Origin of the sequence: Neobacillus pocheonensis (assembly GCF_050477905.1) — a bacterium.
Lineage (GTDB): Bacteria > Bacillota > Bacilli > Bacillales > Cytobacillaceae > Neobacillus > Neobacillus pocheonensis_A.
On the sequence record NZ_JBCNAD010000033.1, the window covers coordinates 106,550 to 133,190 of the forward strand.

Consider the following 26,641-nt stretch of genomic DNA (forward strand, 5'->3'; position numbering starts at 1 on the left):
AAAAAAGCCCTTGAGTCTAAACTCAAGAGCCTCGTTAGTATTAATATTCCACTTTCCACATATAACGTCTTTTTGATAGCGGATGGTTGCGGGCTTCAGCCAATTGTTCTGCATATCTGCGAAGAACATGATTTAGTACAAGCGGTGCAATATAGCCTTTTAACTCTTCGTCAATGCCAGTGAGATCAAGATCTTTGGCATCAAGAACGACTAATTTTTCGCCGTATTTTTTTGAGAAGTCTAATGCTCTTTCGTCTAACGGACGAGTCTCATCCAGACCTAAGAGGATAATAAATGGTACGTTTTTATCAATTATTTCGAAAGGTCCGTGGAAGTATTCACCTGCATGAACGGCATTGGAGTGAATCCATTGCATTTCCATTAGGATACAGATGGCATAAGAGTAAGCGATTCCATAGTTTGCGCCACTTGCCATTGTGTAGATGACTTTTTCGTCTTTATATTCTTGGCCGAATTGCAGCGCCTTGCTTTCGTATTGTTTAGCTGCTTTTTCAAATAATGGCTGAAGATTGGTTAAGCTGCTCACCGCTTTATCAAACTTATCATTTCCTTCTAATACGTTTAATACCCCAAACGTTAATTGATAAAGAAGTCCTAAGTTTGTGTTAAAAGCAATTGATTCAGTGCCCCATTCGTATTTCACAACGAATTCGCTTTCCTGGGCAAGCGGGGAAGTTGGCTGGTTCGTGTAGCCGACTGTTAAAGCGCCTTTTTGACGGGCAAATGTTGCCGCTTTCACAGTTTCCGGTGTTGTACCTGACATGGAGCATAAAATAACTAGTGAATTCTCGCCAAGTTTTCTAGGATTGCGGTGAATAAATTCATTAGAGCTGTATACGTCTGAGGTAATATTTACGGCTTCACGATCCATAATGTACTTGTTTGGATACATGATGGCAGAAGAACCTCCGCATGCCACAAAATAAACATGATTAATCGTACGACCTTTTAGAGCCTCTAATACATTTTGAACCTGTGGATCTACAACTACTTGTGAATTTACCATTCGTTTTTCCTCCTTGGATTCTTTTGTATTGAATATAATAATACATTATATAACATTATGTTATTCCTATTATGGTGAATTGTCAATGTTTTTTGAAGATTAAATTTACTGTTTTTATATCCTAAATTGACTTAAAACATAATATAATGTTATATTATAGTCAGATATTTCGTTTATCTAAAAAACAAAGGCCATTGAACTGTCATGGGCTTGAAAAACAAAATTGATAGCTTAAGTGAAATTATATATACTTATAGTATAAAAACATGTCAGTTTTTAGGGGGAATATGGGGGAAAGCGCTCATATTAAAATATTGACATTGTTAATAGGGGGCAGGTGAAACAAATGTTAAGACAGGATGATCAAATTCCATTGTATGTCCAATTAAAGGAGTCTATCCGCGGTTCGATTGTAAATGGCGAACTAAAATTTGGAGATAAAATTCCAACTGAATTAGAGTTAAGCGAAGAATATAAAATTAGCAGGATTACGGTAAGAAAAGCGATTGAAGAATTGGTGGAAGAAGGCTACCTGGTAAAAAGGCAAGGTAAGGGAACATTCGTCAATAAAAGGAAAATCGAAAGAAAGATTGTTCATTTTTTAGGCTTTAGTGATGCCTGTAAAGCAAATGGCATGAAAGCAAGCAGTAAAGTAATTAAAAAGGAAATTATCCAGCCGACATCCATGGATAAGAAAATGCTTCAGCTCGAAGATGGAGACGCAGTGATCTATATTCAAAGAGTAAGATATGCCAACGATTCGCCCATCATGATTGAGAATAACTATTTTTCCTATAAAACCTATCATTCGTTATTAAATGAAAGCCTTAAGGGTTCACTCTATAATTTATTGGAGGAAAAACTGGGGATCAAACCAGCCGGTTCTGGTGAGCTTTCGATTGAGATCGTCAGGGCAGGCGAAGAGGAAATGGGACTGCTCAATGTCGGAAGCGGTGAGCCGCTATTTTATATGGACAGTACGATTGTTGATGAAAACGGCCAGCCTGTGCATAGAGGCAAACAGTATATCCTAGGTGATAGTTATAAATTTATTCTGAAGAAATAGGAATATGAAAGCGTTTTAATGGTGAAAGAAGCCGAAGTTCCTCACGAATGGGAACTCGGCTTCTTCTATTTTAAAGAAAGTTTCTCCTTATACTTTTTTAATTTGTAGATAATAGTTGGCTGGCTGATCCCTAGATATTCCGCCATTTCGTAGGTTGTTTTGCATTGCCTGTAGGCCCTTGAGAGTAACTGAATCTCGACCTCTTCGAGTGCATCTTTTAAATTCAATTTTTCAATGCTCTCCTTGACCAACTCCCAAGGTGAATGAGAGATTTCTTTCATATTCCACTTTAAGTCAAAAGGAAGATGCTCAGGCAAAATCATTTCATCCTCAATAGTCAGAATCAACCGTTCAAGTAAATTCTCCATTTCGCGGACATTGCCTGGCCATTCGTAATCGATTAACAGCCCATAAGTGGAGGCGTGCAATTTTTTAGACTCCTTATACTTGGCATTCAGCAATTGCAGGTAATGCTTCAAAAGAATTGGAATGTCATCTTTTCGTTCCTTTAATGAAGAAATGTGAATCGGAATGACATTTAATCGATAGTAGAGGTCCAGTCTAAATTTTCCCTCATCAACCATCTGTTTCAGGTCTTGATTGGTGGCGGTGATCAGTCTGAAATTGACATGAAGTTCTTTTTTTCCGCCTACCCGCATGAACTTTCTTTCTTGAAGGACTTTTAGCAATTTTACCTGCATCGCCAGTGGAAGCTCGGCAATTTCATCTAAAAATAACGTTCCTTGATCTGCCTGTTCAATCAGTCCTTGTTTTCCTGCCTTTTGTGCCCCGGTAAAAGAACCAGGCTCATATCCGAACATTTCCGATTCAAATAATGTTTCCGGTATCGTGCTGCAGTTGACTTCAATAAATGGTTCTTTATGCCGTCCGCTTTGGTCATGGATGAAGCGGGCAAGCGTGCTTTTTCCCACTCCGGATTCCCCTAAAAATAAAATCGCCGCGTCGGTTGGGGCCACCCGCTGCAGAGTCTTAAAGATTTGCTGCATGCTGGTGCTTCTGAAAAGAATTGGATGATCACTCGCTTCTTTTTCGCGCAGCTCTTCGACTTCTGTTTGAAACCCGGCAATTTTTGCCTGCAGCTGGCTGTATTGCTCCTGCAATTTGACGATCTCTGTTTGGTCTTGGCTGTAGCTGATAGCTCTGATTAATCGTCCTTCCTGATTAAAAACAGGATAACCGGTCGACATGACGACTTTTCCTAATTTCGTGTGCTGCATGATGCGGACAACCTTTTTCTCTTTTAATACAAGGGCATTAATGGACGGGGAGAGAAAGCCTTCTTTTTCTAAATCATAGACCGACCTTCCGATATAGGAACCCGGTTCTAACCCGTACATGTTCCAATGCTCTGGATTGGACCGCAAAATAATGCCATTTTCATCTGTGATGGTAATGTTGTTGTTGGAGGTTTCAATGATTTTTTCCAGCTCCAGTCTTACTTCTTCGTCCATTTATGGCTCCACCTTCCGATGTTATTGATTTAATTTTCAATCAAAATAGAGGATTAATCAATAATTAAATTAAAGATGATTAAAAATTAAATCAATTGTCGTGATAAACGTTGTTTTTTCTGACCGAAAAAGTTGGCATGCTTTTTGCATTATTAACTAGTAAACAACTATTTTTGGAAGGAAGTTTAAACAATGGAAAACTATATTCGTAATTTAGAGGAACTAGATAAAAAGCATTTTCTTCATCCGACCTCGCCAATCCAGCAGCAGCAGACAGATGGGCCTGGGTTTATTTTTACAAAGGGTGAAGGAGTCATTTTAGAAGATATTAAAGGAAATAGAGTCATTGATGCGATGTCCTCTTTGTGGAATGTGAATATCGGCCATGGCCGGGAGGAAATCGGTCAAGTGGCGATGGAACAAATGTCCAAATTAGCCTTTAATTCTTGTTTTTCTACCTACAGTAACGAACCGGCGATCCGCTTGGCGGCTAAACTGGCAAAAATTGCGCCTGGGGATTTAACGGCTACGTTCTTTACTTCTGGAGGTTCTGAATCGAATGATACGGCTTACAAGCTTGCAAGGCATTATTGGATATTAAAAGGTCAGCCGGACAAGATAAAGATTATCACGAGAACAAGGTCTTACCACGGGGTGGCGATGGGGGCAACAAGTGCAACCGGATTAAAGCCGTTCCGCGATTTCACCAATTCGCTGGCGCCTGATTTTTACTATGTCGATCATTTTTCGGCTTATGGATTAAGAGAGTTGATCGAATCGGAGGGACCTGAAACGATCGCGGCTTTTGTTGCCGAGCCAGTTCAGGGTGCGGGCGGCGTTCATATCGCACCTCAGGATTATTTCAAAGAAGTCAGAGAGATTTGCGACGAATACGGGATTTTGTTTATTACCGATGAAGTCATTACAGGATTTGGGCGGACAGGTGCATATTTTGGAATGGAGCATTATGGCGTGGCGCCTGATATGATGTGCTTTGCCAAAGGCGTGACAAGCGGGTATGCCCAGCTTGGCGGTGTGATGATTTCTGAAAAAATGCACCAAGATTTTAAAGAGCTTTCAACAGGAACTTTATTACATGGTTATACGTACAGCGGCCATGCGATGGCCTGCAGTGTGGCGTTGAAAAATCTTGAAATTATTGAACGTGAAAATTTAGTTGAAAATGCGAAACAGATGGGCACGGAAATGCTGGCAGGGTTTAAAAAGCTGCAAAGCAAACATAGCATCATTGGTGAAGTAAGGGCTTTGGGACTAATGGGAGCGATTGAAGTAGTTAGAGACCCGCTAACAAATGAGAGGTTCGCTGCTCCTTTGGCGCCCGTGATTGTAGCAGAAGCAGCGAAACGGGGAGTTGTGGCCCGGGCAGTTGTTTTTGATGGCCAGGATACGATTGTATTTGCACCGCCATTAATCATTACAGCGGATGAACTTGGACAAATGATGGATATTTTGTCAGAGACCCTTACAGCGGTTGAGGACGCGCAAAAAATAGTGAGGGGCTGAGGGTTATGAAGAAGGATTTATTTATTAACGGAAAATGGCAGGAGGCAAAGCGCTATACGACGCTTGTGTCGCCATACAGCGGGGAAGAAATTGCCCGGGTCGCGGCGGCAGATGAAGACGAGACAGATTTGGCCATTGCTGCGGCTTTTGCGGCCAAACGGACAATGGCGAAAATGCCGAGTCATCAGCGGGCACTGATTTTAGAAAAGGTGGCCAGGTTGCTGGAGGAACGATCCGATGTGGCAGCAGAGCTGATTGCAATGGAGGCGGCAAAGCCTGTCACGATTGCGATGGGGGAAGTGCAGCGGACGATTCAAACATATAAATTCGCGGCGGAAGAAGCGAAACGGATTCATGGGGAGACGCTGCCGCTCGATGCCGCCCCGGGTGGCGAAGGGCGTGTGGCGTACACCGTCCAAGAACCGATTGGCGTGATTGGGGCAATTACACCGTTTAACTTTCCTATGAATCTAGTAGCACATAAAGTAGGTCCCGCACTCGCAGCCGGAAATACCGTTGTTCTGAAACCGGCGAATCAAACGCCTTTGTCAGCCTTTTTTATCGCTGAATTATTTGCGGAAGCAGGTCTGCCGGCAGGGGCTTTGAATGTGGTTACGGGGAGTGGCTCCTTGATTGGTGAAAGGATAGTAGCGGATGCACGGGTCAGCAAAATTTCTTTTACCGGAAGTCCTGCTGTAGGGATTGGGATCCGGAACAAAGCCGGATTGAAGCGTGTTACGTTGGAGTTAGGTTCCAATGCCGCGGTCATTATCGATAAAGGCGTTAATCTCGAAAAAATCATCCCGAGATGTGTAATGGGCGCCTTTTCTTTCCAAGGTCAGGTTTGTATTTCCTTGCAGCGCATTTATGTGGCCGAGGAGCTTTATGAGGAGTTTGTGACGAGATTTGTGGAAAGCACGAGGCAGTTAAAAATCGGCAGCCCGTTGGACCCTGCTACCGATATTTCGGCGCTAATCAGCCCGAAGGATGTCGAGCGGGCTTTGTCCTGGATTGAAGAGGCGATAGCGCATGGGGCTCGAGTTGCGGTTGGCGGCACCGCGGAGGATAATGTGTTGCTGCCTACTGTTTTATTAGAGGTGGAACCGTCTCAGAAGGTGTCCTGCCAGGAGGTGTTTGCGCCGATTGTGTTGATTAATAGGGTGCAGGATGTGAATGAGGCGATACAATTGGTCAATGATTCCCGATATGGCCTGCAGGCCGGCATTTATACAGACAATATCCATACGGCATTGGATGCGGCTGAAAACCTTCATGTTGGCGGTGTATTGATTAATGATATTCCTACTTTCCGTGTCGATCATATGCCTTACGGCGGTGTAAAAGAAAGCGGTGTGGGTCGTGAAGGTGTGAAGTATGCGATTGAAGAGATGACGGAAAAGAAATTGGTTATTTTTAATCGGAATTAGAAAGTTGATTTGTCCGAGAGCCGCTTCGTGGTTTAAGAGGAAAAAGTTAGTTGGGCCAGTCTTTCGACTGGCTTTTTGAATTTTAGTGCAGTGGTTGGATGAGTTTTGGGGTAATGAACGATAAAACGGTGAAAGCGACCGATAAATCTTCAAAAGCGGTCGATAAAATTGTGAAAGTGACCGATAAACTCAGAAAAGTGATCGACAAACTCAGAAAAGTGATCGATAAAAAGGAAAAACCGACCGATATGTGTTTCGTCCTCCCCAAAAAGGTAATGAAAAAGTTGGTTTTGCTGGTGACTTGCCTTGAAGTTCAATAAAAAACAGAGAATAGTTAGTTGAGCCAATCTTGCGACTGGCTTTTTTGGTTTTTTTGAGACAAGATGTTGTGAACACTGCATGAAATGAAGTCTTTTGAATAGGATTGTAGGGGGGAGGAGTACTTGAAAAGGTGATTTAGGTTGTTGATTTTTAAAAGATATAAATGAAAGGGCTATAGGGTCATTTTTTTACAATATCAATAAGGAACTATGAAGTTTAATTAATGTTAAGTGAACATTTAATGACAAATCTCACTGACTTGGATGATATTTTGTTGTTTAATAGGGGTTGTTGTCGAATTCTTTGGGGTTCTTGCGAACCCTATTCTAGGCACGTCATCTTCCGCTGACGCTGCAGATCACGTGCATTGAGTGCCTCCGTTACAACTATCATGTGCCAATTCGCTCTTGCGTCATCTCTGAAGTGAAATCAAGAAGCGAAGCAGCGAGATCACGCAAACGCTTCAGCTTGCGAAAATCCCCCCATTTAAGGCCATTCTGAGAGCGAGCTCTCAAGGCCTTAAATGGGGAAATTTTCGCGGCGGTAGAATTAAAATTTAACTTAAAATGGCTTGTCGACAGGGGTTTGTAACAATGCTATAATGAATTCGGTTACAATATTCATTAGTATGAAAATTTACAACATTGGAGGGGATAGACATGGAACTTTTGAATGTATATCAGAATAATTATCTGATAGTTTTTGTGTTCCTATGTCTTGGGGTGTTGCTGCCGGTGGTGGCATTATTTTTGGGTAAGCTTTTGCGTCCGCATAATCCTAGTGATGCGAAGTATACCACATATGAGAGCGGTATTGAGCCATTTCACGATTCCCGTGTACAGTTCAATGTCCGCTATTATATTTTTGCCCTAATGTTTGTTATTTTTGATGTAGAGACGGTGTTTTTATATCCATGGGCAGTGGCCTATGATAAGTTAGGACTATTTGCGTTAATTGAAATGTTGATTTTCGTGATTATGCTGGTCATTGGCTTAATCTATGCTTGGAAAAAGAAGGTGCTACAATGGATTTAAAACTAGAAGACCTTTCTCCTCAGGAAATGAAAGAGTTAGAACGAAATGTATTTTTCGCGACGCTGGAGCAAATTAAGGCTTGGGCACGAAGTAATTCTTTGTGGCCAATGACATTTGGTCTGGCTTGTTGTGCGATTGAGATGATGGGTACTGGGGGAGCAAACTATGACCTCGACCGTTCTGGAACGATCTTTCGTACGTCGCCTCGACAATCGGATTGTATGATTGTTTCTGGAACCGTGACAAAGAAAATGGCGCCGATTTTACGCCGTTTGTACGATCAAATGCCAGAGCCAAAGTGGGTAATTGCCATGGGTTCTTGTGCGACTGCCGGCGGCCCGTATGTGAAATCGTATTCCGTTGTTAAGGGTGTCGATCAAATCGTACCTGTCGATGTTTATATCCCTGGATGCCCGCCAAACCCAGCTGCATTAATTTATGGCATTAATAAGTTAAAGGAAAAGATTCGCTATGAGGCGAAGACTGGGAAGAAGGTGATTTAATCAATGAGCGGGGAAAAGGACATCGAACAATTGAAAAGAGAAGCCGCAGAAAAGGCAAAAGCAGCGGCGCTCGCTAAGCGTCAAGCAAAGGCTGCTGGTGAAGCTCCTCCAAAGCCAGTGGAAGAGTCACCGAAAGCAGCAGAACCAGTTTCATCTGGCGGAGATGCCGATGACTTAGCGAAGAAAAAAGCAGCTGCGGCAGCGAAGGCGAAGGCTGCTGCACTCGCAAAGAAGAAGCGTGAAGGAATCGCCGATGAGCCAGCTGCACCTACAGTGGAAGCTCAAGCCCAGCCGGAAGAGCCAGCCGCACCGTCGGCCTCATCAAACGACGCCGATGATCTAGCAAAAAGAAAAGCGGAAGCAGTGGCGAAAGCGAAAGCCGCAGCGGCAGCGAAACGGAAAGCCATGGAGCAGGCAGGAGGCGCCGCACCGTCGACACCGAGTGAAGCACCAGCCGAACCGGAAGCACCAGCGGCAGATGCGGGCGAAGACGACCTTGCGAAGAAAAAAGCAGCGGCAGTAGCAAAAGCCAAAGCGGCGGCTGCAGCGAAGCGAAAAGCGATGGAATTAGCCGGAGGCGATACACCATCAGCCGATGCGGGTGAGAGTGCACCTGCAGGAGATGATGCGAAAGCCAAAGCGGCAGCAGCAGCAAAAGCAAAGGCAGCGGCGGCAGCCAAGGCCAAAGCAGCAGCAGCGGCGAAGGCGAAAGCGGGCGTATCGGGTGGCGATACATCAGCAGGCGCAACCGATGATGAAAAAGCAAAAGCAAAGGCAGCAGCGGTAGCCAAGGCCAAAGCAGCGGCAGCAGCCAAAGCGAAAGCAGCAGCGGGAGGAAAAGCCGGTGATACAGCGCCAGCCGCATCGGAGGCCGTAGCACCGTCACCAAATCAGCCATTTTTAGATAAATATGTGAAGGTTATTACAGAGAATCTGGGATCGGATGTTTTAGAAGATTCTTATATTAATAAACTATCCAAAGATGTTCCGACACTTGTGGTTAAGAAAGATACATATTACAAGGTGGCTCAATTTTTAAAGTATAATGAGCTTCTAGGATTTGACTATCTGTCTGAACTGCATGGTACGGATTTTGTTACGCATATGGAAGTGTATGTTCACTTATTCTCATACAAAAATCGCCAATCGGTGGCGTTAAAAGTGAAAATTGACCGTGATGAACCAACAATCAATTCCTTGCAGCCAATTTGGGCTGGAGCCAACTGGCCTGAATGTGAAGCCTATGATTTACTCGGAATTAAGTTTGAAGGACATCCGAATTTACATCGGATTATGCTTGGAGAAGATTGGGTTGGCCATCCACTGCGTAAAGATTATCAACAGTATGATGTGGAGGTGTAGAGGATGATCAGAACAGAAGAAATGTTACTAAACGTCGGTCCTCAGCATCCTAGTACGCACGGAGTATTCCGGCTAGTCATTAAAATCGATGGAGAAATCATTACCGAAGCAACGCCTGTCATCGGATATTTACACCGAGGAACAGAAAAAATTGCGGAAAACCTGCAGTATACGCAGATTATTCCCTATACGGACCGAATGGACTATCTGTCAGCCATGACCAACAACTATGTGATCTGTCATGCGGTTGAAACCATGATGGGAATTCAGGTTCCTGAACGTGCGGACTTCCTGCGCGTTATTGCCATGGAATTGGGCCGCGTTGCCAGTCACCTTGTTGCTTGGGGCACTTATATTCTTGACCTTGGCGCAACAAGCCCATTCATCTATGCTTTCCGGGACCGCGAAATGATTATCAATATGCTGAATGAGCTATCGGGAGCGCGCCTGACGTTTAACTATATGCGTGTTGGCGGCGTGAAGTGGGATGCACCAGAAGGCTGGATTGAAAAGGTGAAGGACTTTGTTCCTTATATGCGCGAACAGCTTGCAGGGTATCACAGCCTTGTCAGCGGCAATGAAATCTTTTTGGACAGGGTAAGGGGTATTGGCAAGTATACAAAAGAAGAGGCCATTCAATATTCACTCAGCGGTCCAAACCTTCGCTGTACCGGCGTGAAATGGGATCTTCGTAAAGATGAGCCATATTCAATTTACGATCGGTTTGAGTTTGATGTTCCGACATCAGAGGATGGCGATTGCTTAGCCCGGTACAATCTTCGTTTGGATGAGATTGAACAATCACTGCGCATCCTTGAGCAGGCAGTGGAGCAATTCCCAGCCGAAGGCGAAATTCTTGCGAAGGTGCCAAAGATCATTAAGGCGCCAAAAGGGGAAGCATTTGTCCGAATTGAATCACCTCGTGGGGAAATCGGCTGTTATATTGCCAGCGATGGTAAAAAAGAACCGTATCGCTTGAAGTTTAGAAGACCATCATTCTATAATCTGCAAATTCTCCCGAAATTATTAGTAGGCGAAAATATTGCAAACCTGATTGCTATATTAGGGGCAATTGATATTGTCCTTGGGGAGGTGGACGGCTAATGATTGAAGAGTTGCTCCAATCAAGTCCGGGATGGGCTAATTTTGGAATCTTCTTTTTGCTCGGAGTTGTCTTGCTTTTAATCGTACTTGGATTCGTTACCTACGGAATCTTAGCAGAACGGAAAGTTATGGGTTACATGCAATTGCGCCACGGTCCAAACCAACTAGGCGGCCCTTGGGGACTACTGCAAACTGTTGCCGACGTTTTGAAGCTCTTACTGAAAGAAGATATTATTCCAAAGGCAGTAGACCGGCCACTATTTATCATTGCACCGGTTGTTGCGTTTGCACCATCGTTCGTGGTACTTGCGACATTACCTTTTACCGATAAGTTTCAATTCGCAGATATTGGCGTTGGCTTGCTTTATTATATTGCCGTTTCCGGATTAACAGTGTTTGGGATGCTGCTGGGCGGTTGGGCATCGAATAATAAGTACGCCCTCTTAGGGGGCATGCGGGCAGCGGCACAGATGATTTCTTATGAAATTCCGCTTGTCATGGCTGTTCTTGGGGTTATTTTGTTAACTGGAAGTTTGAATTTAAATGATATCGTTGATGCTCAAAAGGGCGGATGGTTCATCCTTTTGCAGCCGATTGGGTTTATTGTCTTTTTTATCGCATCGATTGCAGAATTAAACCGTACGCCATTTGACCTTCCAGAGTCAGAAAACGAACTGGTTGCCGGTTACTTCGTCGAGTATTCCGGATTTCGCTGGGCGTTCTTCATGCTTTCAGAGTATGTGTATGTATTTGGAATGGCGACACTTACTACGGTTGTCTTTTTAGGAGGGTGGCTGCCGCCGTTTAGTTTCCTTGGTTTTATTCCGGGCGCAGTATGGTTTGCCCTTAAATTTTGTACCGTCGTCTTTGTTTATTTCTGGATTCGCAGTACGCTTCCTCGTTTCCGCGCGGACAGACTGATGGAATTTGGCTGGAAGGTTCTTCTGCCAATTGCCTTAGGAAACATTTTCTTGACGGCCTTGATTAAATCGTTATTTTTCTAAAATGCAATAACGTGACGGACACATTAAACAATTTTTAAACTGAAAAAGGGGTGAAAAACGTGCTTGGATTAGCAAAAGGCTTAAAATATACCCTAAAACAATTGTCTCGCGAAAAGATCACATATGACTATCCGAATAAGCCGCTTCCGCTGCCGGACCGCTTCCGCGGGATTCAGAAATTCTATCCGGAAAAATGTATTGTCTGCAATCAATGTATGAACATCTGTCCGACAGAATGTATCAACTTGACAGGTAAAAAGCATCCGGACCCAGCGAAAAAAGGCAAAATTATCGATACCTATGACATCAACTTCGAAATTTGCATCCTTTGTGACCTATGTACGGAGGTTTGCCCGACTGAAGCCATCATCATGACGAATAATTTTGAGCTCGCTGAATACAGTCGCGATATGTTATTTAAAAACTTAGAATGGTTGGATGAAAACGACGAAAATATACGGAAGGAGAATAAAGCATGACCTTTTCAGGCGAATTTCTCGCTTTTATGGGCCTCGCCCTAGTAGCGATCATCGGCGGCGTGCTCTTATTGAACCTTACCAGAGTTATTCATATGGTCGTTGCCCTCATCTTCACGTTCGTTGCCATTGCCGGAATTTACGTGTTGCTTTCTGCGGAATTCATTGCAGCTGTGCAGATCTTAATCTATTCCGGTGCCATCACGATCATCATGCTGTTTGGCATCATGTTAACGAAGCATGATGACGAGGGTGAACCAAAAACAGGCAAATGGAGAAAGTTTCTTCTATTATTAGGCGTTTTGGGCTTTGCCTTTGCCATGTATCTTGGTATCTACAATTTCAACATCGACCAGGTTCCGACCACACTGCATGAAAACAACACCATGCAAATCGGTAAAGCACTATACTCCAAACACATTATTCCGTTTGAGTTAGTTTCTGTTTTACTATTAGTTGCTTTGGTTGGTTCAATTGTCTTGGCTAAAAAAGAGGATAAGGAGGCGGATAAGGAATGAGTTCAGTTCCCGCTTCAGCCTTCCTGGCACTAGCACTGATTTTATTTTGCATCGGCTTATACGGTGCATTGACAAAGAGAAATACCGTTATCGTTCTCATTTCGATCGAATTAATGCTTAATGCTGTGAATATTAATCTGGTCACCTTCAGCAAATACGGCATGGCGCCATCGATTACAGGTCAAATCTTTGCACTGTTCGCGATCAGCGTTGCTGCCGCTGAAGCAGCGGTCGGCCTAGCGATTCTCATCGCACTTTACCGCAACCGCAAAACCGTCAACATCGACGAAATCGATTCAATGAAAAACTAGACAGACAACTTTGGGTGCCATTTTTGGGTGTAAGGGCACCATTAAAGGGGATAGTGATAATGATGGAAAATGCATGGCTAATTCCGCTTTTCCCGCTATTATCGTTTTTGATCCTTCTTCTATTCGGTAAGCGATTGAAGGAAGCGAGTGCGTATGTCGGGATTCTGCTTACGCTGGCATCGCTTATTTATTCGATTTTAGTGCTATTTGAGCGCTTTTCAGAGCCGACCTATGTCACGAAGTTTGACTGGCTCACGATAGGAGATCTTCATCTAACAGCGGGCTTTGAAGTGAATCAATTAAATGCATTAATGCTGTTTATCGTATCGCTCGTCAGTTTCTTGGTACATACCTATTCAAAGGGTTATATGCACGGAGACGAGCGCTTTCATGTGTTTTATGCGTACTTAGGATTATTTACCTTTGCCATGCTTGGCCTTGTTATTTCGCCAAACCTGCTGCAAACGTATATTTTCTGGGAACTTGTCGGAGTCGGTTCCTTCCTATTAATCGGTTTTTATTTTTACAAAGAAGAAGCAAAGGCAGCTGCGAAAAAGGCGTTCATCATGACCCGTATCGGGGACGTTGGCCTCTTTATCGGGATGGCCCTTCTCTTCTGGCAAACAAAGAGCTTTGAATATAGTGATATTTTTGCGGCTGTTGACGCAGGTCAAGTGTCTGGCACGATGATCACGTTAACTGCCATCCTGATTTTTATCGGGGCAATGGGTAAATCAGGTCAGTTCCCGCTCCACACATGGCTTCCGGATGCGATGGAAGGTCCGACACCAGTGTCGGCGTTAATCCACGCTGCGACGATGGTTGCTGCCGGGGTATACTTGGTTGCGTCCTTATTCCCATTGTTCGCCGCCAGCCATACTGCCCTTATGACCGTTGCCGTCATCGGCGGCTTTACCGCAATTTTTGCGGCCAGCATCGGTCTTGTACAAACAGATATTAAACGAGTTCTTGCTTACTCAACTGTCAGCCAGCTTGGCTACATGATGCTCGCGCTAGGTTCTGCCGGTTATGTCGCAGGTGTTTTCCACCTGATGACACATGCATTCTTCAAGGCATTGCTTTTCTTGGCTGCAGGTTCCGTTATTCATGCGGTGCATACGCAGAACATCGAGGAAATGGGCGGGCTTTGGAAAAAGCTCAAACTGACTGGACCATTATTCTTAATCGGAACACTCGCCATTAGTGGTGTGCCATTATTATCCGGTTTCTTCAGTAAAGATGAAATTTTAGCAGCGGCCTGGGAAGGCGGACATCCGGTTCTCTTCGTCCTTGCTTTAGTCGCAGCCTTCTTTACCGCATTTTATATGTTCCGCCTGTTCTTCATGGTCTTCACTGGTGAGGCACGCGGCGAGCAAAAACATGTTCATGAATCGCCATCTGTGATGACGTTCCCAATGATTATCCTGGGCGTTCTCGCTGTGGTCGCTGGTTATGTGAACACACCTTGGTTCGGCACTTTCCTTGGTGACTGGCTCGTTGATGGCAATGAAGCACTTGCCAGCCATGGCCACCACGAAGGTCCAGTATGGATTATGATTCTAGCAACAGTTGTATCTTTGCTCGGAATCTACCTTGCATGGTTAATTTACGGCAAGCGCTCCGTTTCCCGCAATTGGTTGAGCGGCAGCGGCGACATGCTGCACACCGTGCTGTTAAACAAATATTACGTCGACGAATTCTATCAACTTACCATCGTCGCTATCACTAAAGGAATCAGCTACTTTTTACGTTTCATTGATACCTTCCTTGTGGAAGGCATCGTCAAAGGCATCACCGGCATTGTCCAAGGACTTGGGGCAACAGGTTCGAAATTGCAAACCGGCCAGGTGCAAACGTACGGAGCAGTGGCGTTTATAGGACTGGCGTTACTCGCCGTCATCTATGCATTAACAGGGGGGTACTTACGATGAATTTACATGCTGTTCTCTCAATCCTAGTATTCTCCCCTTTACTAGGTATCGCCGTGTTAGCGTTCATGCCAAAAACGCAGGAAAAATCAATCAAATTGGTTGGCTTCTTGGCGACCCTGCCGGCATTATTACTAGCACTTGCAGCTTACGCACATTATCTTGCCGGTAAACATTTGAGTGATTTCTCTGTTTCTGCTGCATGGATTCAATTCCGCGGCATGAACATGGAGAAGCCATACTTCGCGGTTAACTACGAACTTGGCCTTAGCGGCTTCCAGTTGCTTCTAGTCGTACTAACAGCAGTTGTGGCAACGCTCGCAGCAATTGCCGCCCGTTATATTAAAAAAGAATGGAAAGGCTTCTTCATGCTGTTCCTTCTTTTAGAAGTAGGCATGCTCGGCGTGTTCACAGCGGAAAACCTAATTCTATTCTTCATCTTCTTCGAGGTGACGCTCATTCCGACGTTCTTCTTAATCGGAAAATGGGGTTATTTTGAAAAAGAAAAAGCGGCATACAGCTTCTTGATTTATAACGGTTTGGGTTCTGCGGTTCTTCTTATCGTGATCATGATCCTGTTTGCAAAAACAGGCACAACCAATATCAATATTTTAAAAGACATTCTGGCAGATCCAAGTGCACCGCTTTCCGGGGACTTAAAGCTCGGCCTCTTCATTGGACTGTTAGTGGCTTTTGGAGTCAAATTACCGATTTTTCCATTGCACAGCTGGATGCTTCGTGTCCACGTACAAGCACCCGTGCCAACGGTTATGATTCACTCAGGGATTCTTTTAAAAATTGGTGCGTACGGATTAATTCGTTTTGGAATGGGGTTGTTTCCCGAGCAGTTTGAGTCTCTTTCGACGCTCATTGCTGTTCTTGGAGTGATTAACCTTCTCTACGGGGCGTTCCTTGCGTTCATTCAAACAGACTTTAAAATGGTTTTGGCTTACTCGTCGATTTCTCACATGGGAATCGTGCTAATTGGACTTGCGGCAATGAATGAAGCCGGTGTTCAAGGGGCAATTTTCCAAGTGATTTCACACGGTTTGATTTCGGCTTTATTGTTCTTCTTGGTGGGTGTTCTCTATGAGCGCACCGAAACGTCGCTTATTGGAAACCTTGGCGGAATGGCGAAGGGGATGCCGGTTGCGGCGGGCTTCTTGCTTGCCGGGGCAATGGCATCACTCGGACTTCCTGGTATGTCTGGATTCGTCAGCGAATTCATGGCGTTCCTAGGCTTGTTTAAAGAAATGCCTTGGCTTGCGGCCGTTGGTACAATCGGGATCATTATGACAGCTGCGTACCTGTTACGCGCCGTGCTTGGCATGACGTTTGGCAAGTCGCACCGCGAATTTACCGGCGTGCTTGACCTTAAGGGCGTTGAATTCGTGCCAGTAGTGGTACTGATGTTGTTAATCGTGTTAATTGGTGTTTACCCAAGTGTTCTAAGCTCACCGCTGCAAGCCACACTTGAGACGATCATGCCAGGGCTAGGAGGGTGATGAAGGATGAGTATTGAGACATTAAGTCAGTATAACTGGAGTGTCATGCTTCCTGAGTTCATTATCCTTGGTGTTGCAGCACTTCTGACAATTATGGATTTATTTATGCCGAAGGGGCAGGACCGCCGCATTCTCGGCTGGATCAGCATTGCAGCTATCATCGCTGCCATCGTTTCAACAGCCAGCTTAGCGGGTGGCGCGGTTGTTTCGATTTTGGATGATACTTTCCGCCTTGATAGCTTTGCGATTGCGTTTAAACTGCTGCTCTTAGGTGGGGCAGGATTGGTCATGTTCCTTGCTGTCAGCTATCCGGCTAAAGATGGCATGGAAGAGTACCGTGGTGAATTTTACTATCTATTCTTAACCGCCTTGCTCGGTGCGATGTTTATGACATCGAGCGGTGATTTAATTACCTTATTTATCGGGTTAGAATTGTTAACTGTTTCTTCTTATGTTTTAGTGGGTATTCGTAAGCATCATCTTGGCTCAAACGAATCGGCAATGAAATATGTCATCAACGGCGGTATTTCCACAGCGATTACGTTGTTCGGAATGAGTTATGTTTACGGTTTAACAGGCTCAACGAACTTGCTTGCCATTGCGCGAAGCTTATCAGGGCTGACCGATGGCCAGCATGTGTACCTGTTAGGGTTATCATTTTTGATGATTTTCGTCGGCTTAGCGTTTAAACTAGCTGCGGCGCCGTTCCATATGTGGGCACCAGACGTCTATCAAGGCGCGCCAACACCGGTTACTGCGTTCCTAAGCGTTGTTTCTAAAACGGCCGGCTTTGTGATTGTGATTCGAATTTTGTTAACGGTATTTGGTTCTGCGGCTACGAAAGGCCCAGGTTCAATGCCAATCCTGCTCGACATGCAGGATTACATCGCGTTCATCGCTGGTGCAACGATGATCATCGGTAACGTGGTGGCCTTGAAGCAGTCGAACATTAAACGAATGTTTGCCTACTCAAGTATTGCGCATGCAGGTTATATTTTAGTGGCCGTAACATCACTAACATCGAATATGTTCTATTCCATTTGGTTCTACCTGCTTGCTTACTTGTTCATGAACCTTGGTGCCTTTGCGGTCATCCAAGTGGTTTCGGAAAAAACAGGCTCAAGCAAAATTGCCGATTTCGCAGGGTTGTACCGCCGCTCACCAGGCTTGGCTGTGGTGATGGGAATTCTCCTTATTAGCTTGGCAGGTTTCCCGGGAACAGCCGGCTTTATTGGTAAATTAAACATCTTTATCGGAGCGTTTTCAGGTACTCCGCATTATGTGTTAGCATCGGTCATGATTGCGACAACCGTCGTGTCATATTTCTACTATTTTGGTGTGATGACACAAATTTTCTTCCGCCCAGCAGCTAGTGAAGAGAAGTTCCACATTCCTGCTGGAATTCTCGTAGTCTTGATTGTTGCTGTTGTTGGAAGCATCCTGTTCGGCGTAATGCCAAACATCGCTTTAGACTTTATGAACAACAACTTAGATATCTTAGCGGACTTTTTTAGCTAAGGTGGAAAAAACGGGCGGCTTTGGGGAAGGTCGCCCGTTGGTTAAATTAAAAGGGGTAGTTTTTTAAAAGAAGAGGTGGGGAGCCTCTTCTTTTTTGTGTGGAGATTTTTTAAAAAATGTCACATTTATCGTGAAAATAGAAAAATTTAGAAATTGTTACGTTTTTCACACGTTGATGTGATAGAATAGTCATTGTGTAAAAAGGAGGGAGCCGTTGGATGAATGATTTCGGGCAAATAGCGTTAGTCAGTATTCTGTCGCATTTAGTGTTCATTGCGCTGTCATGGTGGGCATTGCAGGCGATTCGCTTGGAAAAACTGCTGCGGCCAAACCATGTGTTTCAGGCGCGGGTACTGTACATATTATTAGCCATTTTCATTGGATCATCTGTTAGTAATTTTTTCCTTGATTATTTGCAATGGTCCCAGCAGCTGCCTATGCTTTTACAATAAAAATGCTAATTTGGTAAAAATTTAGGTCTTCGTACATGTTCCAATTTGTCCATATTTTGAGTACAATTCTCTTTGTGTGGAAAAATAATAGCAGTGGTTTAATGTGATAAAGTGAACATTTGAATCTTTTTGTTCTATCACTCGTATATAGTTTGAAACTTGTCTAAAAGTGACGACATTTCCCAAGTATGCTTAGCTCCTCCTTGGAAACAATGGTAGTAAGGGGGAGTAGAGAGATGAAAAGAAATTGTAAGATTTTTTTAGGTATGGTTTCAATTTTATGCTTGATCCTGGTTGTGATTGGGAACCGAACAACTGAAGCGAACGGCGGACTGGATTCTTTAAAAATAGGAAAAAGTCGCGACGACAATGCGTCTTTTTTTCAAAACAGCGGCGGACAGGATTTAGCGAAAATGGGCTCTGTTTTACAAGCCGAACATATTTTGCTCAATGAATGGTCGTATTATGCACGAGAACATCTGGTTGGCCTGAAAAGTGAGAAGGAAGTTCAGGAATACGTAGATAAGCTTCAGCAAAAATTCCCCGATTGGAAATGGTCTGTGAAAAATACCAGCGAATATCGGGAAGTCACAGCAGTATCTCCAACAACTAAACACCACGACGAAATGCTTCAAATTATGGCAACCCACACAAAACAACCTAGCGATGCGTATATAGTTTATAGAGTCAGCGGGAAAGAATGGAACAAGGAGTCAGAGGCCTTTTTCACCACTGAGAAATTTAGAAGTAGGCTATCTGACATATTTAGTGGAAAACCGACAGTTTTCTCTTGTATGAAAGGCGTTTTCAGTGATAAGATTGATAAGGCTTTATCTAAGGCATCAAGCAGGATAATGTCAAGTTTTAATGCAACAGAGATCGAAGCGTTAAAAGAGGAGACTTTCATGTCTGTTTCGGCAACATCGCCAATGTTTACAGGCTCCATAGATCATAAAGAAAATAACATGAATTTACAAATTGGCATACGCTCCGAAGGATTGGGCGGTGAAACTACCATTGTAGTTGGCACACCAATCATTACGATTGAATATTAATATAGAGAAAATGGACGCGGAGGGGAATACTCTTGGAAAAGATCATCGTCCGCGGCGGACAAAGGCTTACTGGAACGGTAAAAGTGGAAGGTGCAAAAAATGCCGTCCTGCCTGTTATCGCTGCAACATTATTAGCAAGTGATGGAAAAAGTGTAATTCGTGATGTACCTACACTCTCCGATGTATACACAATTAATGAAGTTTTACGCAACCTAAATGCTGAAGTGGTATTTGACAATAATACAGTTGTTGTTGATGCATCCAGAGAGTTAAAAGATGAGGCGCCATTCGAATACGTTCGTAAAATGCGCGCATCTAGCCTTGTAATGGGATCACTCTTAGCACGTAATGGCCGGGCTCGTGTGGCTTTGCCTGGCGGCTGCGCAATTGGATCCCGCCCTATCGATCAGCATCTTAAAGGCTTTGAAGCCATGGGTGCAAAGGTGAAGGTAGGAAATGGCTTTATCGAAGCGGAAGCAGATGGCCGCTTGAAAGGTGCCAAGATTTACTTGGATTTCCCAAGTGTTGGTGCAACCGAAAACATTATGATGGCAGCAACCTTAGCGGTTGGAACGACTATTATTGAGAACGTCGCAAAAGAACCAGAAATCGTTGATCTTGCAAACTTCCTCAACAAAATGGGAGCAAAGGTCCGAGGCGCTGGCACGGGCACGATTCGTATTGAAGGTGTGGACGTGTTGTTCGGTGCTGACCATAACATTATTCCTGACCGCATTGAAGCAGGTACCTTTATGGTTGCTGCTGCGATTACGGGCGGAGATGTGTTGGTAAAGGGTGCTGTTCCGGAACATTTATCTTCATTAATTGCGAAGATGGAAGAAATGGGTGTAGAGATTCATGAAGAAGAGGATGGCGTTCGTGTTATCGGTCCTGATCGTTTGAAGGCCGTTGACATTAAAACGATGCCGCATCCAGGTTTCCCAACGGATATGCAATCTCAAATGATGGCTTTATTACTTCGTGCTGAAGGAACTTCAATGATAACTGAAACGGTGTTCGAGAATCGTTTCATGCATGTCGAAGAATTCCGTCGTATGAATGCCGATATTAAAATTGAAGGCCGTTCTGTCATTTTAAATGGCTCTTCGAATTTGCAGGGTGCAGAAGTGTCTGCGACAGACCTACGTGCAGCTGCTGCTTTAATTTTAGCTGGATTGGTTTCTGAAGGCGTGACACGCGTGACCGAGTTGAAACACTTAGACCGCGGCTACGTGGATTTCCACGGCAAGCTTGCAGGATTAGGTGCCGATATTGAGCGCGTGAAAGAAGCCGAAGAGATCTTCGTTGAAGTTGAGAAATATGTTTCAGATATGAATGCTTAGATTTTGGTTATTATTATTTGATTAGTGGAAACCGAAGAATGTGTGGTGGTCTGATATCAGACCATCCTGCATGCTTCGGTTTTTTCGTGTTTATGGTTGAGTTGGGATTCGGTGTCAAATTTGGCGTCAAATTTGGTGTCAAATTTGGTGTCAGGCACCGCTCGTGGACATATGTCCATGGACGGTGCCTGACACCCTTTGTGTACATTTGTCCTCCTGTGGTGGATATTTGTGTTTGCAAAAAAAATCTGTAATAAATGCTTGTCCGCTTCCATATGTTTAAGTGAGATGCAATCCGGCAGAGTGTCAGGTTGTGAAAATACAAACTGGAGGCACAATCATGAAAAAAATCAAACCACTCATCGCACTAGCAGCAGTCCTCATTGCCTTGACTCTAATCATTCCCGCTGTACTTGTATTACCCTTTTCAGATGTACAAAAGGCAAGTGGAAAGTTAGGCGAGAATCTAACCAAATCCCCGGACAAAGTAACCAATGTAACGTCCCCATCCGCAGATGCAGCCGTAGAGGTCGCTGTCTATCGATCATCGAAATCCAAAATCGAAAATGTCGATTTAGAAAATTATCTGATTGGAGTGGTGGCAGCTGAGATGCCTGCTGATTTTGAGGAGGAGGCCCTCAAGGCACAGGCGTTGACAGCGAGAACCTATATCGTCAATCGATTGATTACTAAGGATACGATGGGAGCGCCAAAAGGCTCTCATGTTACCGATACTCAGATTCATCAGGTATACAAGAGCGATGATGAACTGCGGAAGGAATGGGGAATGAATTATGACTGGAAAAAGAAGAAAGTCTTAGAGGCCGTTCGGGCAACAAGCGGGCAAATTTTAACCTATGATGGCAAGCCGATTGATGCCTTGTTCTTTTCTACCAGTAATGGATATACGGAAGACTCCGAAGATTACTGGTCAGGAAGCATTCCCTATTTAAGAAGTGTATCGAGCCCATGGGATAAAAATTCTCCTAAATTTAATAGTCAAAAAGTGATTACGGTAAAAGAGTTTGAATCGAAACTTGGGGTAAAAATCGGGTCTGGTAAAACGATTGGCAATGTGGTTGCAAAAACGACCGGGAAACGTGTGGCGAAGGTGAGTTTTAATGGTAAGGTTCTAAGCGGCAGGGAAATTCGTGATAGACTCGATTTGAGATCATCTGACTTTTCTTGGGAACGGAAGGGCAATAATATTGTGATCACGACGAAAGGCTTCGGTCATGGTGTCGGCATGAGTCAGTATGGCGCGAACGGCATGGCGGAAGAAGGCTCGGATTATAAGGAGATTGTGAAGCATTACTACAAAGGTGTCGAAATCACCTCGGCAGAAAACATGCTAGCGACGATTACGGCGCAGAAATAGGATTTGGGGAGCCAGGCAGGGATGCCTGGCTTTTTGGTGTGGTAGGTGGGGTAGGGTTAGATTTAGTTGGATTGGGTCAGTTCGGGTCGGGCAGGGCTGGAAAGGGTGAGTGACCGATAAAATTTAAATAGTGGTCGATAAAATATGAAAGTGCCCGATAAATTCCCAAAACCGGCCTATAAATGGTCAGGTCATCAAAAATGGTAACTAATCATGTGCATTTGGCAATGAATCTAGCATCAAATTCAGACTGAAAATGGATGGGGTATCAAAAAAGGTAATTAAAAGTGAGACTTTGCAACGGATCTAAGTCCAAATAGGGCTGATACTTCATAATAGGAGAAAACGCCTGCTATTAACCAGCCACACACCTGAAAATTTCGATATACTTGACCACTATCATCTTTCATATAAAGATATCCCCACGGGAGTCCAATGTCCTGACTGCCCCTTTATACCAATGAACTATAAAAATGGTAGATGGATCTGCCGGAATTTCAATTGCCATTCAAAAACTGCTCATATTCAAGCCATCTATGATTATTTTCTTCTCATTAAGCCCTCGATTACAAACTCAGAACTACGACATTTTTTACATATCGAATCCCCAACAAGTGCGAAGAGAATCCTCCATAAACTGGACTTCACCTTTTCAAGGGCCAATAAAAATAGAATTTACTTTATTAACTCTAGTAAACGCATAAAGGGCTGAAAAAATTTTTTCTCCATTTATGCATAAAAACTTCCTCAGTGTCGAAAAATAAGTTTTAAAAATTTTTTCAGACTAGTGTATATAATTCTACTTATCTGTTCAGAATGATTGCTGAGGTGATGAAAATGAGAGAGGAAGAAAACAAGCGATCTTCTCAAAGTTCCAGCGTTAAACGCTTTTTCAAAAAGCGTTGGGTATTTCCAGCCATTTATATTGCAAGTGCAGCAATCATTTTAACCGGAGTTCTTTGGTATCAAGCGAGCGGTAGTAACACAGATAAGTATGACTACAAGTCTACTGATATCGCGGGTAAAAAGAACCAAGCTCCAGCAGTAGAAGTTAACAAAGCACTAGAAAACTTCAAAATGCCGGTTGCAATGGAAGATGCTCCAGTTATCAAAACGAAATTCTATGATTTCAAGGGAAAAGCTGAAGATCAAGAAGCAGCATTAGTATACTACGATAACACTTACAACCAAAGTACAGGTGTCGACATTACGGCGAAAAACGGCGAATCATTTGATGTATTGGCATCACTTAGCGGAACTGTTACTCGTGTCGAAGAAGATGCTACACTTGGTAACGTGATTGAAATCGAGCACGACAATGGGATTGTGACCCAATATCAATCCGTAAAAGACATTCAGGTCAAGGTTGGCGAACAAGTAAAACAAAATCAAGTGATTGCCAAGGCTGGGCAAAGCTTGTTCAATGAAAAAGCTGGAACGCATGTACATTTTGAAATTCGCAAAGATGGCGTTGCTGTAAACCCAACAACATATTTTAACAAATCGTTGAGTGCTTTACAGGAAGACACACTTTCGAACGATAGCACAGAGTCAGTGGAAATGCCGAAACAAAAGCAAGAGGATCAAATGATTGAAGATCCAGATTCAACGGACACTCCATCTGATAAAGAAGACGAATCAACAAACTCAAAAGACAAGAAAAACTCTTAATATTGTTATAAAGGGGGAAGAGGGAACTCTCCTCTTTTTTTTGCATTTTAAGGATGGAAATACAATTTTTTGAAAAACTAACCTCGTGTAGACTTACTTCATGGGGGAGTATCATGCCAACAATTATTCGGATAGGATTAGTAATTATCTCTTGGTTGACCATCTTTTATCTGCCAAAAGAAACTGTGAAAAAGTATACACCAGTAGCCACTTTTTCATCGCTGCTGGTATTAATATTAAGCATGCTGTCATTTCGGTTTAAATGGTGGAAAGTAAAAGGCGGCGTCTCGCAGAAAATCTTTAACGACTTTAGCTTCATTTTTGGACCCTATTTTATCGGCACGATTTGGATATTCCATCTGACCTTCAGGAGATTCTGGTTATATGGGTTGGTCAATATATTCATGGACACCATGCTATTATATCCGCTTAATACACTCTTTGAAAAATTAGGACTATATAAATTAACCCGGATTACACCAAAACAGCTTCTATACACCACACTCAGTTTTGCACTAGGACTATATGGATTTCAACTATTCATAAACAAACCAAAATCCAGTGAATAAGCTGGATTTTTTTGTTAAAATAGAAGGACAAGGAGGGATTTTTTTGAAAAAAATATTCGGGATCCTGCTAATTGTGCTGATGTCCGCCTTGATTATCGCTGGCTGTAGTAAGGAACCCACACCCCAGGACAGATTCTCTGACTACATAGCCTTATGGAATCAGCAGAAGTTTGATAAGATGTATGATTATCTTTCAAATGATGCGAAACAGAAAATCACCAAAGACGAATTTACAAACCGCTATCAAAAAATCTACCAAGACCTTCAGATTCAAGACCTCAAGATTGACTTCAAAAAACCAAAAGAGGATAAGCAGGCTGACAAGGAACAAGCCCAATATTCTTTTACCGCTAAAATGAGCAGTATTGCTGGATCTATTCAATTTACCCACAAAGCTACTTTGCAGAAGGAAGACAGAGACGATAAGAAGAACTGGTATGTAGACTGGAATACTGAGTACATTTTTCCAAAATTGAAGGAGGGGGATACGATTGGCCTGAGCACGGTTGCGCCGAAACGGGGCGAGATTGTCGACCGGAATGGCAATGGGCTGGCAGTGAATGGACAGGTGTATGAGGTAGGCGTGATTGCCGGGAAGGTGAATGAGCCTGTCATGGCACAGCTTGCGCAGTTGCTCCAGATGACACCTGAGCAGATCAATAAGGCGCTCAGTGCGAGCTGGGTGAAGCCGGAGTTGTTTGTGCCTCTGAAATCTGTATCGATGGACGATACGGAGCGTATCGCTCAGTTGGTGGCGCTGGAGCCGGTGCAGACGCGAAAGGTCGGGGCACGGATTTATCCTTATGGACAGGCTGCGGCGCAATTGGTCGGGTATGTTGGGCCGATTACGGCGGATGAGCTGGAGAAGCGGAAGGATAAGGGCTACACGAGCCGTGATGTGATTGGCAAGCGCGGGTTGGAGCAGGTGCTGGATGAGCAGCTGAAGGGCACGAGCGCCGTGAAAATCGCGATTAAGAAGAAAGATGGAAGTTCAGCGGTGGTGCTTGCGGAAAAACCAGTGGTGGATGGGAAGAATGTTAAACTGACCATTGACGCGGAGATGCAAAAGACGATCTTTGATGAAATGGGCGGGGAGGCCGGTGCTGCGGCGGCGATGAATCCTGTTAGTGGGGAAACTTTGGCGCTGGTTAGCTCACCGTCCTTTGACCCGAACCAAGCGGCGCTCGGCTTCACAGCGGACGAATGGAAGGCGCTGCAGGAGAATCCGAAGAAGCCACTGACGACCCGATTTAAGCAGGCCTATGCGCCAGGATCGGTCATGAAAGCTATTACGGCCTCAGTGGGGCTTGAGAGCGGGGCCATATCGCCTGGCGATACGGAGACGATACAGGGCAAGAAATGGCAAAAGGATGCATCGTGGGGCGGTTATTTTGTCACGCGGGTGCATGAGGGCAGCCCGATAAATTTGGAGAAAGCGTTTGTGTTTTCGGATAATATTTATTTCGCCCAGGCGGCCTTGAAGATTGGCAAGGATGCGTTTGCGAGCGGGCTGAAGAAATTTGGCTTTGAGGAAGAACTCACCTATCCATATCCGCTGGAGACTTCGAGAATTGGCGCGCTGGACAGCGATATATCGCTAGCCGATACGGGCTACGGACAGGGGCAAATCCAGATGAGCATTGTCCATTTAATGGCTGACTACACGCCATTTATCAACAATGGCAATATGATTAAGCCGATATTGTTGGACGAAGAGCAGCGGAGCCAAGTGTGGAAGGAAGCAGTGGTTTCGAGTGAACACGCAGGGCTAATCGCAGCTGACTTAAGGAAGGTGGTGGGCGATACGGGCGGTACGGCTCATGCCGCCGATATGGCTGATTATCCTTTGGCCGGAAAAACAGGCACGGCTGAAATTAAGCAGAAGCAAGGTGAAACGGGCACCGAAAACGGCTGGTTCATTGCCTACAACACGAACAATCCGAGTCTGATGATGGCGATGATGATCGAGGGTGTGCAGGGCCGAGGCGGATCGCAGGTGCCGGTGAAAAAAGTGAAGAGTGTTTTTATGAAATGGAAATGATTTTTGTAGACCAATTCGCGCGGCGAGTTGGT

The 26,641-nt window shown here is 44.2% G+C and carries 25 protein-coding genes; 22 read left to right on the plus strand and 3 right to left on the minus strand.

The window, feature by feature from the left end; translation table 11 throughout:
* Positions 1 to 40: 40 nt before the first annotated feature.
* A complete protein-coding gene (locus ABES02_RS18675) occupies positions 41 to 1,027 on the minus strand; it encodes an SIS domain-containing protein (RefSeq protein WP_430138150.1) in 987 nt (328 codons plus the stop codon).
* 346 nt (positions 1,028 to 1,373) lie between these two features.
* Here ABES02_RS18675 and ABES02_RS18680 point away from each other — a divergent pair, with 346 nt between their 5' ends.
* Positions 1,374 to 2,093 (plus strand): GntR family transcriptional regulator, encoded by a 720-nt coding sequence (locus tag ABES02_RS18680; protein ID WP_430138154.1) that lies wholly within the window; start codon positions 1,374 to 1,376, stop codon positions 2,091 to 2,093.
* Between the two features lie 65 nt (positions 2,094 to 2,158).
* On the opposite strand, the gene ABES02_RS18685 is transcribed toward ABES02_RS18680, so the two are convergent.
* Positions 2,159 to 3,565 (minus strand): sigma-54 interaction domain-containing protein, encoded by a 1,407-nt coding sequence (locus tag ABES02_RS18685; protein WP_430138157.1) that lies wholly within the window; start codon positions 3,563 to 3,565, stop codon positions 2,159 to 2,161.
* 192 nt (positions 3,566 to 3,757) lie between these two features.
* Here ABES02_RS18685 and ABES02_RS18690 point away from each other — a divergent pair, with 192 nt between their 5' ends.
* The 18 genes from ABES02_RS18690 (at position 3,758) to spoIID (ending at position 22,328) form a co-directional block, all read left to right on the plus strand.
* Positions 3,758 to 5,089, plus strand: a complete 1,332-nt coding sequence (locus ABES02_RS18690) for an aspartate aminotransferase family protein (protein WP_430138160.1) — start codon at positions 3,758 to 3,760, stop codon at positions 5,087 to 5,089.
* 5 nt (positions 5,090 to 5,094) lie between these two features.
* Entirely contained in the window at positions 5,095 to 6,516 is a 1,422-nt protein-coding gene (locus ABES02_RS18695) for an aldehyde dehydrogenase family protein (RefSeq protein WP_430138162.1), read from the plus strand.
* A gap of 113 nt (positions 6,517 to 6,629) precedes the next feature.
* Positions 6,630 to 6,836, plus strand: a complete 207-nt coding sequence (locus ABES02_RS18700; protein ID WP_430138165.1) for a hypothetical protein — start codon at positions 6,630 to 6,632, stop codon at positions 6,834 to 6,836.
* A 660-nt stretch (positions 6,837 to 7,496) separates the two neighbouring features.
* On the plus strand, positions 7,497 to 7,871 hold the full coding sequence (locus ABES02_RS18705) for an NADH-quinone oxidoreductase subunit A (protein WP_430138167.1): 375 nt from the start codon (positions 7,497 to 7,499) through the stop codon (positions 7,869 to 7,871).
* Positions 7,862 to 8,374, plus strand: a complete 513-nt coding sequence (locus tag ABES02_RS18710) for a NuoB/complex I 20 kDa subunit family protein (RefSeq protein ID WP_430138170.1) — start codon at positions 7,862 to 7,864, stop codon at positions 8,372 to 8,374. Before ABES02_RS18705 ends, ABES02_RS18710 begins: the two co-directional genes overlap by 10 nt.
* 3 nt (positions 8,375 to 8,377) lie before the next feature.
* Positions 8,378 to 9,736, plus strand: a complete 1,359-nt coding sequence (locus tag ABES02_RS18715; RefSeq protein WP_430138173.1) for an NADH-quinone oxidoreductase subunit C — start codon at positions 8,378 to 8,380, stop codon at positions 9,734 to 9,736.
* Positions 9,737 to 9,739: 3 nt separating this feature from the next.
* Positions 9,740 to 10,840, plus strand: a complete 1,101-nt coding sequence (locus ABES02_RS18720) for an NADH-quinone oxidoreductase subunit D (RefSeq protein ID WP_430138175.1) — start codon at positions 9,740 to 9,742, stop codon at positions 10,838 to 10,840.
* Positions 10,840 to 11,844 (plus strand): NADH-quinone oxidoreductase subunit NuoH, encoded by a 1,005-nt coding sequence (gene nuoH, locus ABES02_RS18725; RefSeq protein ID WP_430138178.1) that lies wholly within the window; start codon positions 10,840 to 10,842, stop codon positions 11,842 to 11,844. The genes ABES02_RS18720 and nuoH overlap by 1 nt, the downstream gene beginning before the upstream one ends.
* 59 nt (positions 11,845 to 11,903) lie before the next feature.
* Positions 11,904 to 12,323, plus strand: a complete 420-nt coding sequence (gene nuoI / locus ABES02_RS18730) for an NADH-quinone oxidoreductase subunit NuoI (protein WP_430138181.1) — start codon at positions 11,904 to 11,906, stop codon at positions 12,321 to 12,323.
* On the plus strand, positions 12,320 to 12,838 hold the full coding sequence (locus ABES02_RS18735; protein ID WP_430138184.1) for an NADH-quinone oxidoreductase subunit J: 519 nt from the start codon (positions 12,320 to 12,322) through the stop codon (positions 12,836 to 12,838). Before nuoI ends, ABES02_RS18735 begins: the two co-directional genes overlap by 4 nt.
* Complete coding sequence (nuoK, locus tag ABES02_RS18740; protein WP_430138186.1) at positions 12,835 to 13,149, plus strand: NADH-quinone oxidoreductase subunit NuoK; 315 nt, start codon at positions 12,835 to 12,837, stop codon at positions 13,147 to 13,149. The genes ABES02_RS18735 and nuoK overlap by 4 nt, the downstream gene beginning before the upstream one ends.
* Before the next feature lie 59 nt (positions 13,150 to 13,208).
* On the plus strand, positions 13,209 to 15,080 hold the full coding sequence (gene nuoL, locus ABES02_RS18745) for an NADH-quinone oxidoreductase subunit L (protein ID WP_430138189.1): 1,872 nt from the start codon (positions 13,209 to 13,211) through the stop codon (positions 15,078 to 15,080).
* A complete protein-coding gene (locus ABES02_RS18750) occupies positions 15,077 to 16,582 on the plus strand; it encodes an NADH-quinone oxidoreductase subunit M (protein ID WP_430138192.1) in 1,506 nt (501 codons plus the stop codon). Before nuoL ends, ABES02_RS18750 begins: the two co-directional genes overlap by 4 nt.
* Before the next feature lie 6 nt (positions 16,583 to 16,588).
* The gene (gene nuoN, locus ABES02_RS18755; RefSeq protein ID WP_430138195.1) at positions 16,589 to 18,100 is read left to right on the plus strand and encodes an NADH-quinone oxidoreductase subunit NuoN; all 1,512 of its coding nucleotides are present in this window, start codon (positions 16,589 to 16,591) and stop codon (positions 18,098 to 18,100) included.
* A 218-nt stretch (positions 18,101 to 18,318) separates the two neighbouring features.
* Entirely contained in the window at positions 18,319 to 18,552 is a 234-nt protein-coding gene (locus ABES02_RS18760; RefSeq protein WP_430138199.1) for a DUF1146 family protein, read from the plus strand.
* A gap of 236 nt (positions 18,553 to 18,788) precedes the next feature.
* Positions 18,789 to 19,607, plus strand: coding sequence for a YwmB family TATA-box binding protein (locus ABES02_RS18765; RefSeq protein WP_430138202.1), 819 nt, complete (start codon positions 18,789 to 18,791; stop codon positions 19,605 to 19,607).
* Between the two features lie 32 nt (positions 19,608 to 19,639).
* On the plus strand, positions 19,640 to 20,950 hold the full coding sequence (gene murA / locus ABES02_RS18770; protein ID WP_430138205.1) for a UDP-N-acetylglucosamine 1-carboxyvinyltransferase: 1,311 nt from the start codon (positions 19,640 to 19,642) through the stop codon (positions 20,948 to 20,950).
* A gap of 340 nt (positions 20,951 to 21,290) precedes the next feature.
* On the plus strand, positions 21,291 to 22,328 hold the full coding sequence (gene spoIID, locus ABES02_RS18775) for a stage II sporulation protein D (RefSeq protein ID WP_430138207.1): 1,038 nt from the start codon (positions 21,291 to 21,293) through the stop codon (positions 22,326 to 22,328).
* 281 nt (positions 22,329 to 22,609) lie between these two features.
* On the opposite strand, the gene ABES02_RS18780 is transcribed toward spoIID, so the two are convergent.
* On the minus strand, positions 22,610 to 22,738 hold the full coding sequence (locus tag ABES02_RS18780; protein WP_430138209.1) for a hypothetical protein: 129 nt from the start codon (positions 22,736 to 22,738) through the stop codon (positions 22,610 to 22,612).
* Between the two features lie 427 nt (positions 22,739 to 23,165).
* Here ABES02_RS18780 and ABES02_RS18785 point away from each other — a divergent pair, with 427 nt between their 5' ends.
* From ABES02_RS18785 to ABES02_RS18795, 3 genes are all read left to right on the plus strand, one after another.
* Complete coding sequence (locus ABES02_RS18785) at positions 23,166 to 23,999, plus strand: peptidoglycan DD-metalloendopeptidase family protein (RefSeq protein WP_430138212.1); 834 nt, start codon at positions 23,166 to 23,168, stop codon at positions 23,997 to 23,999.
* Positions 24,000 to 24,112: 113 nt separating this feature from the next.
* Positions 24,113 to 24,568 carry a hypothetical protein gene (locus ABES02_RS18790; RefSeq protein WP_430138214.1) on the plus strand — a complete coding sequence of 152 codons (456 nt, stop codon included), beginning with the start codon at positions 24,113 to 24,115 and terminating at the stop codon, positions 24,566 to 24,568.
* Positions 24,569 to 24,611: 43 nt separating this feature from the next.
* Positions 24,612 to 26,609 (plus strand): penicillin-binding transpeptidase domain-containing protein, encoded by a 1,998-nt coding sequence (locus ABES02_RS18795; protein WP_430138217.1) that lies wholly within the window; start codon positions 24,612 to 24,614, stop codon positions 26,607 to 26,609.
* The last annotated feature ends 32 nt before the right edge of the window (positions 26,610 to 26,641 follow it).

What these genes read in the sequence shown, in the direction of transcription:
- ABES02_RS18675 (WP_430138150.1), bottom strand. Translation starts at nt 1,027, where the DNA reads ATGGTAAATTCACAAGTAGTTGTAGATCCACAGGTTCAAAATGTATTA.
- ABES02_RS18680 (WP_430138154.1), top strand. Translation starts at nt 1,374, where the DNA reads ATGTTAAGACAGGATGATCAAATTCCATTGTATGTCCAATTAAAGGAG.
- ABES02_RS18685 (WP_430138157.1), bottom strand. Translation starts at nt 3,565, where the DNA reads ATGGACGAAGAAGTAAGACTGGAGCTGGAAAAAATCATTGAAACCTCC.
- ABES02_RS18690 (WP_430138160.1), top strand. Translation starts at nt 3,758, where the DNA reads ATGGAAAACTATATTCGTAATTTAGAGGAACTAGATAAAAAGCATTTT.
- ABES02_RS18695 (WP_430138162.1), top strand. Translation starts at nt 5,095, where the DNA reads ATGAAGAAGGATTTATTTATTAACGGAAAATGGCAGGAGGCAAAGCGC.
- ABES02_RS18700 (WP_430138165.1), top strand. Translation starts at nt 6,630, where the DNA reads ATGAACGATAAAACGGTGAAAGCGACCGATAAATCTTCAAAAGCGGTC.
- ABES02_RS18705 (WP_430138167.1), top strand. Translation starts at nt 7,497, where the DNA reads ATGGAACTTTTGAATGTATATCAGAATAATTATCTGATAGTTTTTGTG.
- ABES02_RS18710 (WP_430138170.1), top strand. Translation starts at nt 7,862, where the DNA reads ATGGATTTAAAACTAGAAGACCTTTCTCCTCAGGAAATGAAAGAGTTA.
- ABES02_RS18715 (WP_430138173.1), top strand. Translation starts at nt 8,378, where the DNA reads ATGAGCGGGGAAAAGGACATCGAACAATTGAAAAGAGAAGCCGCAGAA.
- ABES02_RS18720 (WP_430138175.1), top strand. Translation starts at nt 9,740, where the DNA reads ATGATCAGAACAGAAGAAATGTTACTAAACGTCGGTCCTCAGCATCCT.
- nuoH (WP_430138178.1), top strand. Translation starts at nt 10,840, where the DNA reads ATGATTGAAGAGTTGCTCCAATCAAGTCCGGGATGGGCTAATTTTGGA.
- ABES02_RS18735 (WP_430138184.1), top strand. Translation starts at nt 12,320, where the DNA reads ATGACCTTTTCAGGCGAATTTCTCGCTTTTATGGGCCTCGCCCTAGTA.
- nuoK (WP_430138186.1), top strand. Translation starts at nt 12,835, where the DNA reads ATGAGTTCAGTTCCCGCTTCAGCCTTCCTGGCACTAGCACTGATTTTA.
- nuoL (WP_430138189.1), top strand. Translation starts at nt 13,209, where the DNA reads ATGATGGAAAATGCATGGCTAATTCCGCTTTTCCCGCTATTATCGTTT.
- ABES02_RS18750 (WP_430138192.1), top strand. Translation starts at nt 15,077, where the DNA reads ATGAATTTACATGCTGTTCTCTCAATCCTAGTATTCTCCCCTTTACTA.
- nuoN (WP_430138195.1), top strand. Translation starts at nt 16,589, where the DNA reads ATGAGTATTGAGACATTAAGTCAGTATAACTGGAGTGTCATGCTTCCT.
- ABES02_RS18760 (WP_430138199.1), top strand. Translation starts at nt 18,319, where the DNA reads ATGAATGATTTCGGGCAAATAGCGTTAGTCAGTATTCTGTCGCATTTA.
- ABES02_RS18765 (WP_430138202.1), top strand. Translation starts at nt 18,789, where the DNA reads ATGAAAAGAAATTGTAAGATTTTTTTAGGTATGGTTTCAATTTTATGC.
- spoIID (WP_430138207.1), top strand. Translation starts at nt 21,291, where the DNA reads ATGAAAAAAATCAAACCACTCATCGCACTAGCAGCAGTCCTCATTGCC.
- ABES02_RS18780 (WP_430138209.1), bottom strand. Translation starts at nt 22,738, where the DNA reads ATGAAAGATGATAGTGGTCAAGTATATCGAAATTTTCAGGTGTGTGGC.
- ABES02_RS18785 (WP_430138212.1), top strand. Translation starts at nt 23,166, where the DNA reads ATGAGAGAGGAAGAAAACAAGCGATCTTCTCAAAGTTCCAGCGTTAAA.
- ABES02_RS18790 (WP_430138214.1), top strand. Translation starts at nt 24,113, where the DNA reads ATGCCAACAATTATTCGGATAGGATTAGTAATTATCTCTTGGTTGACC.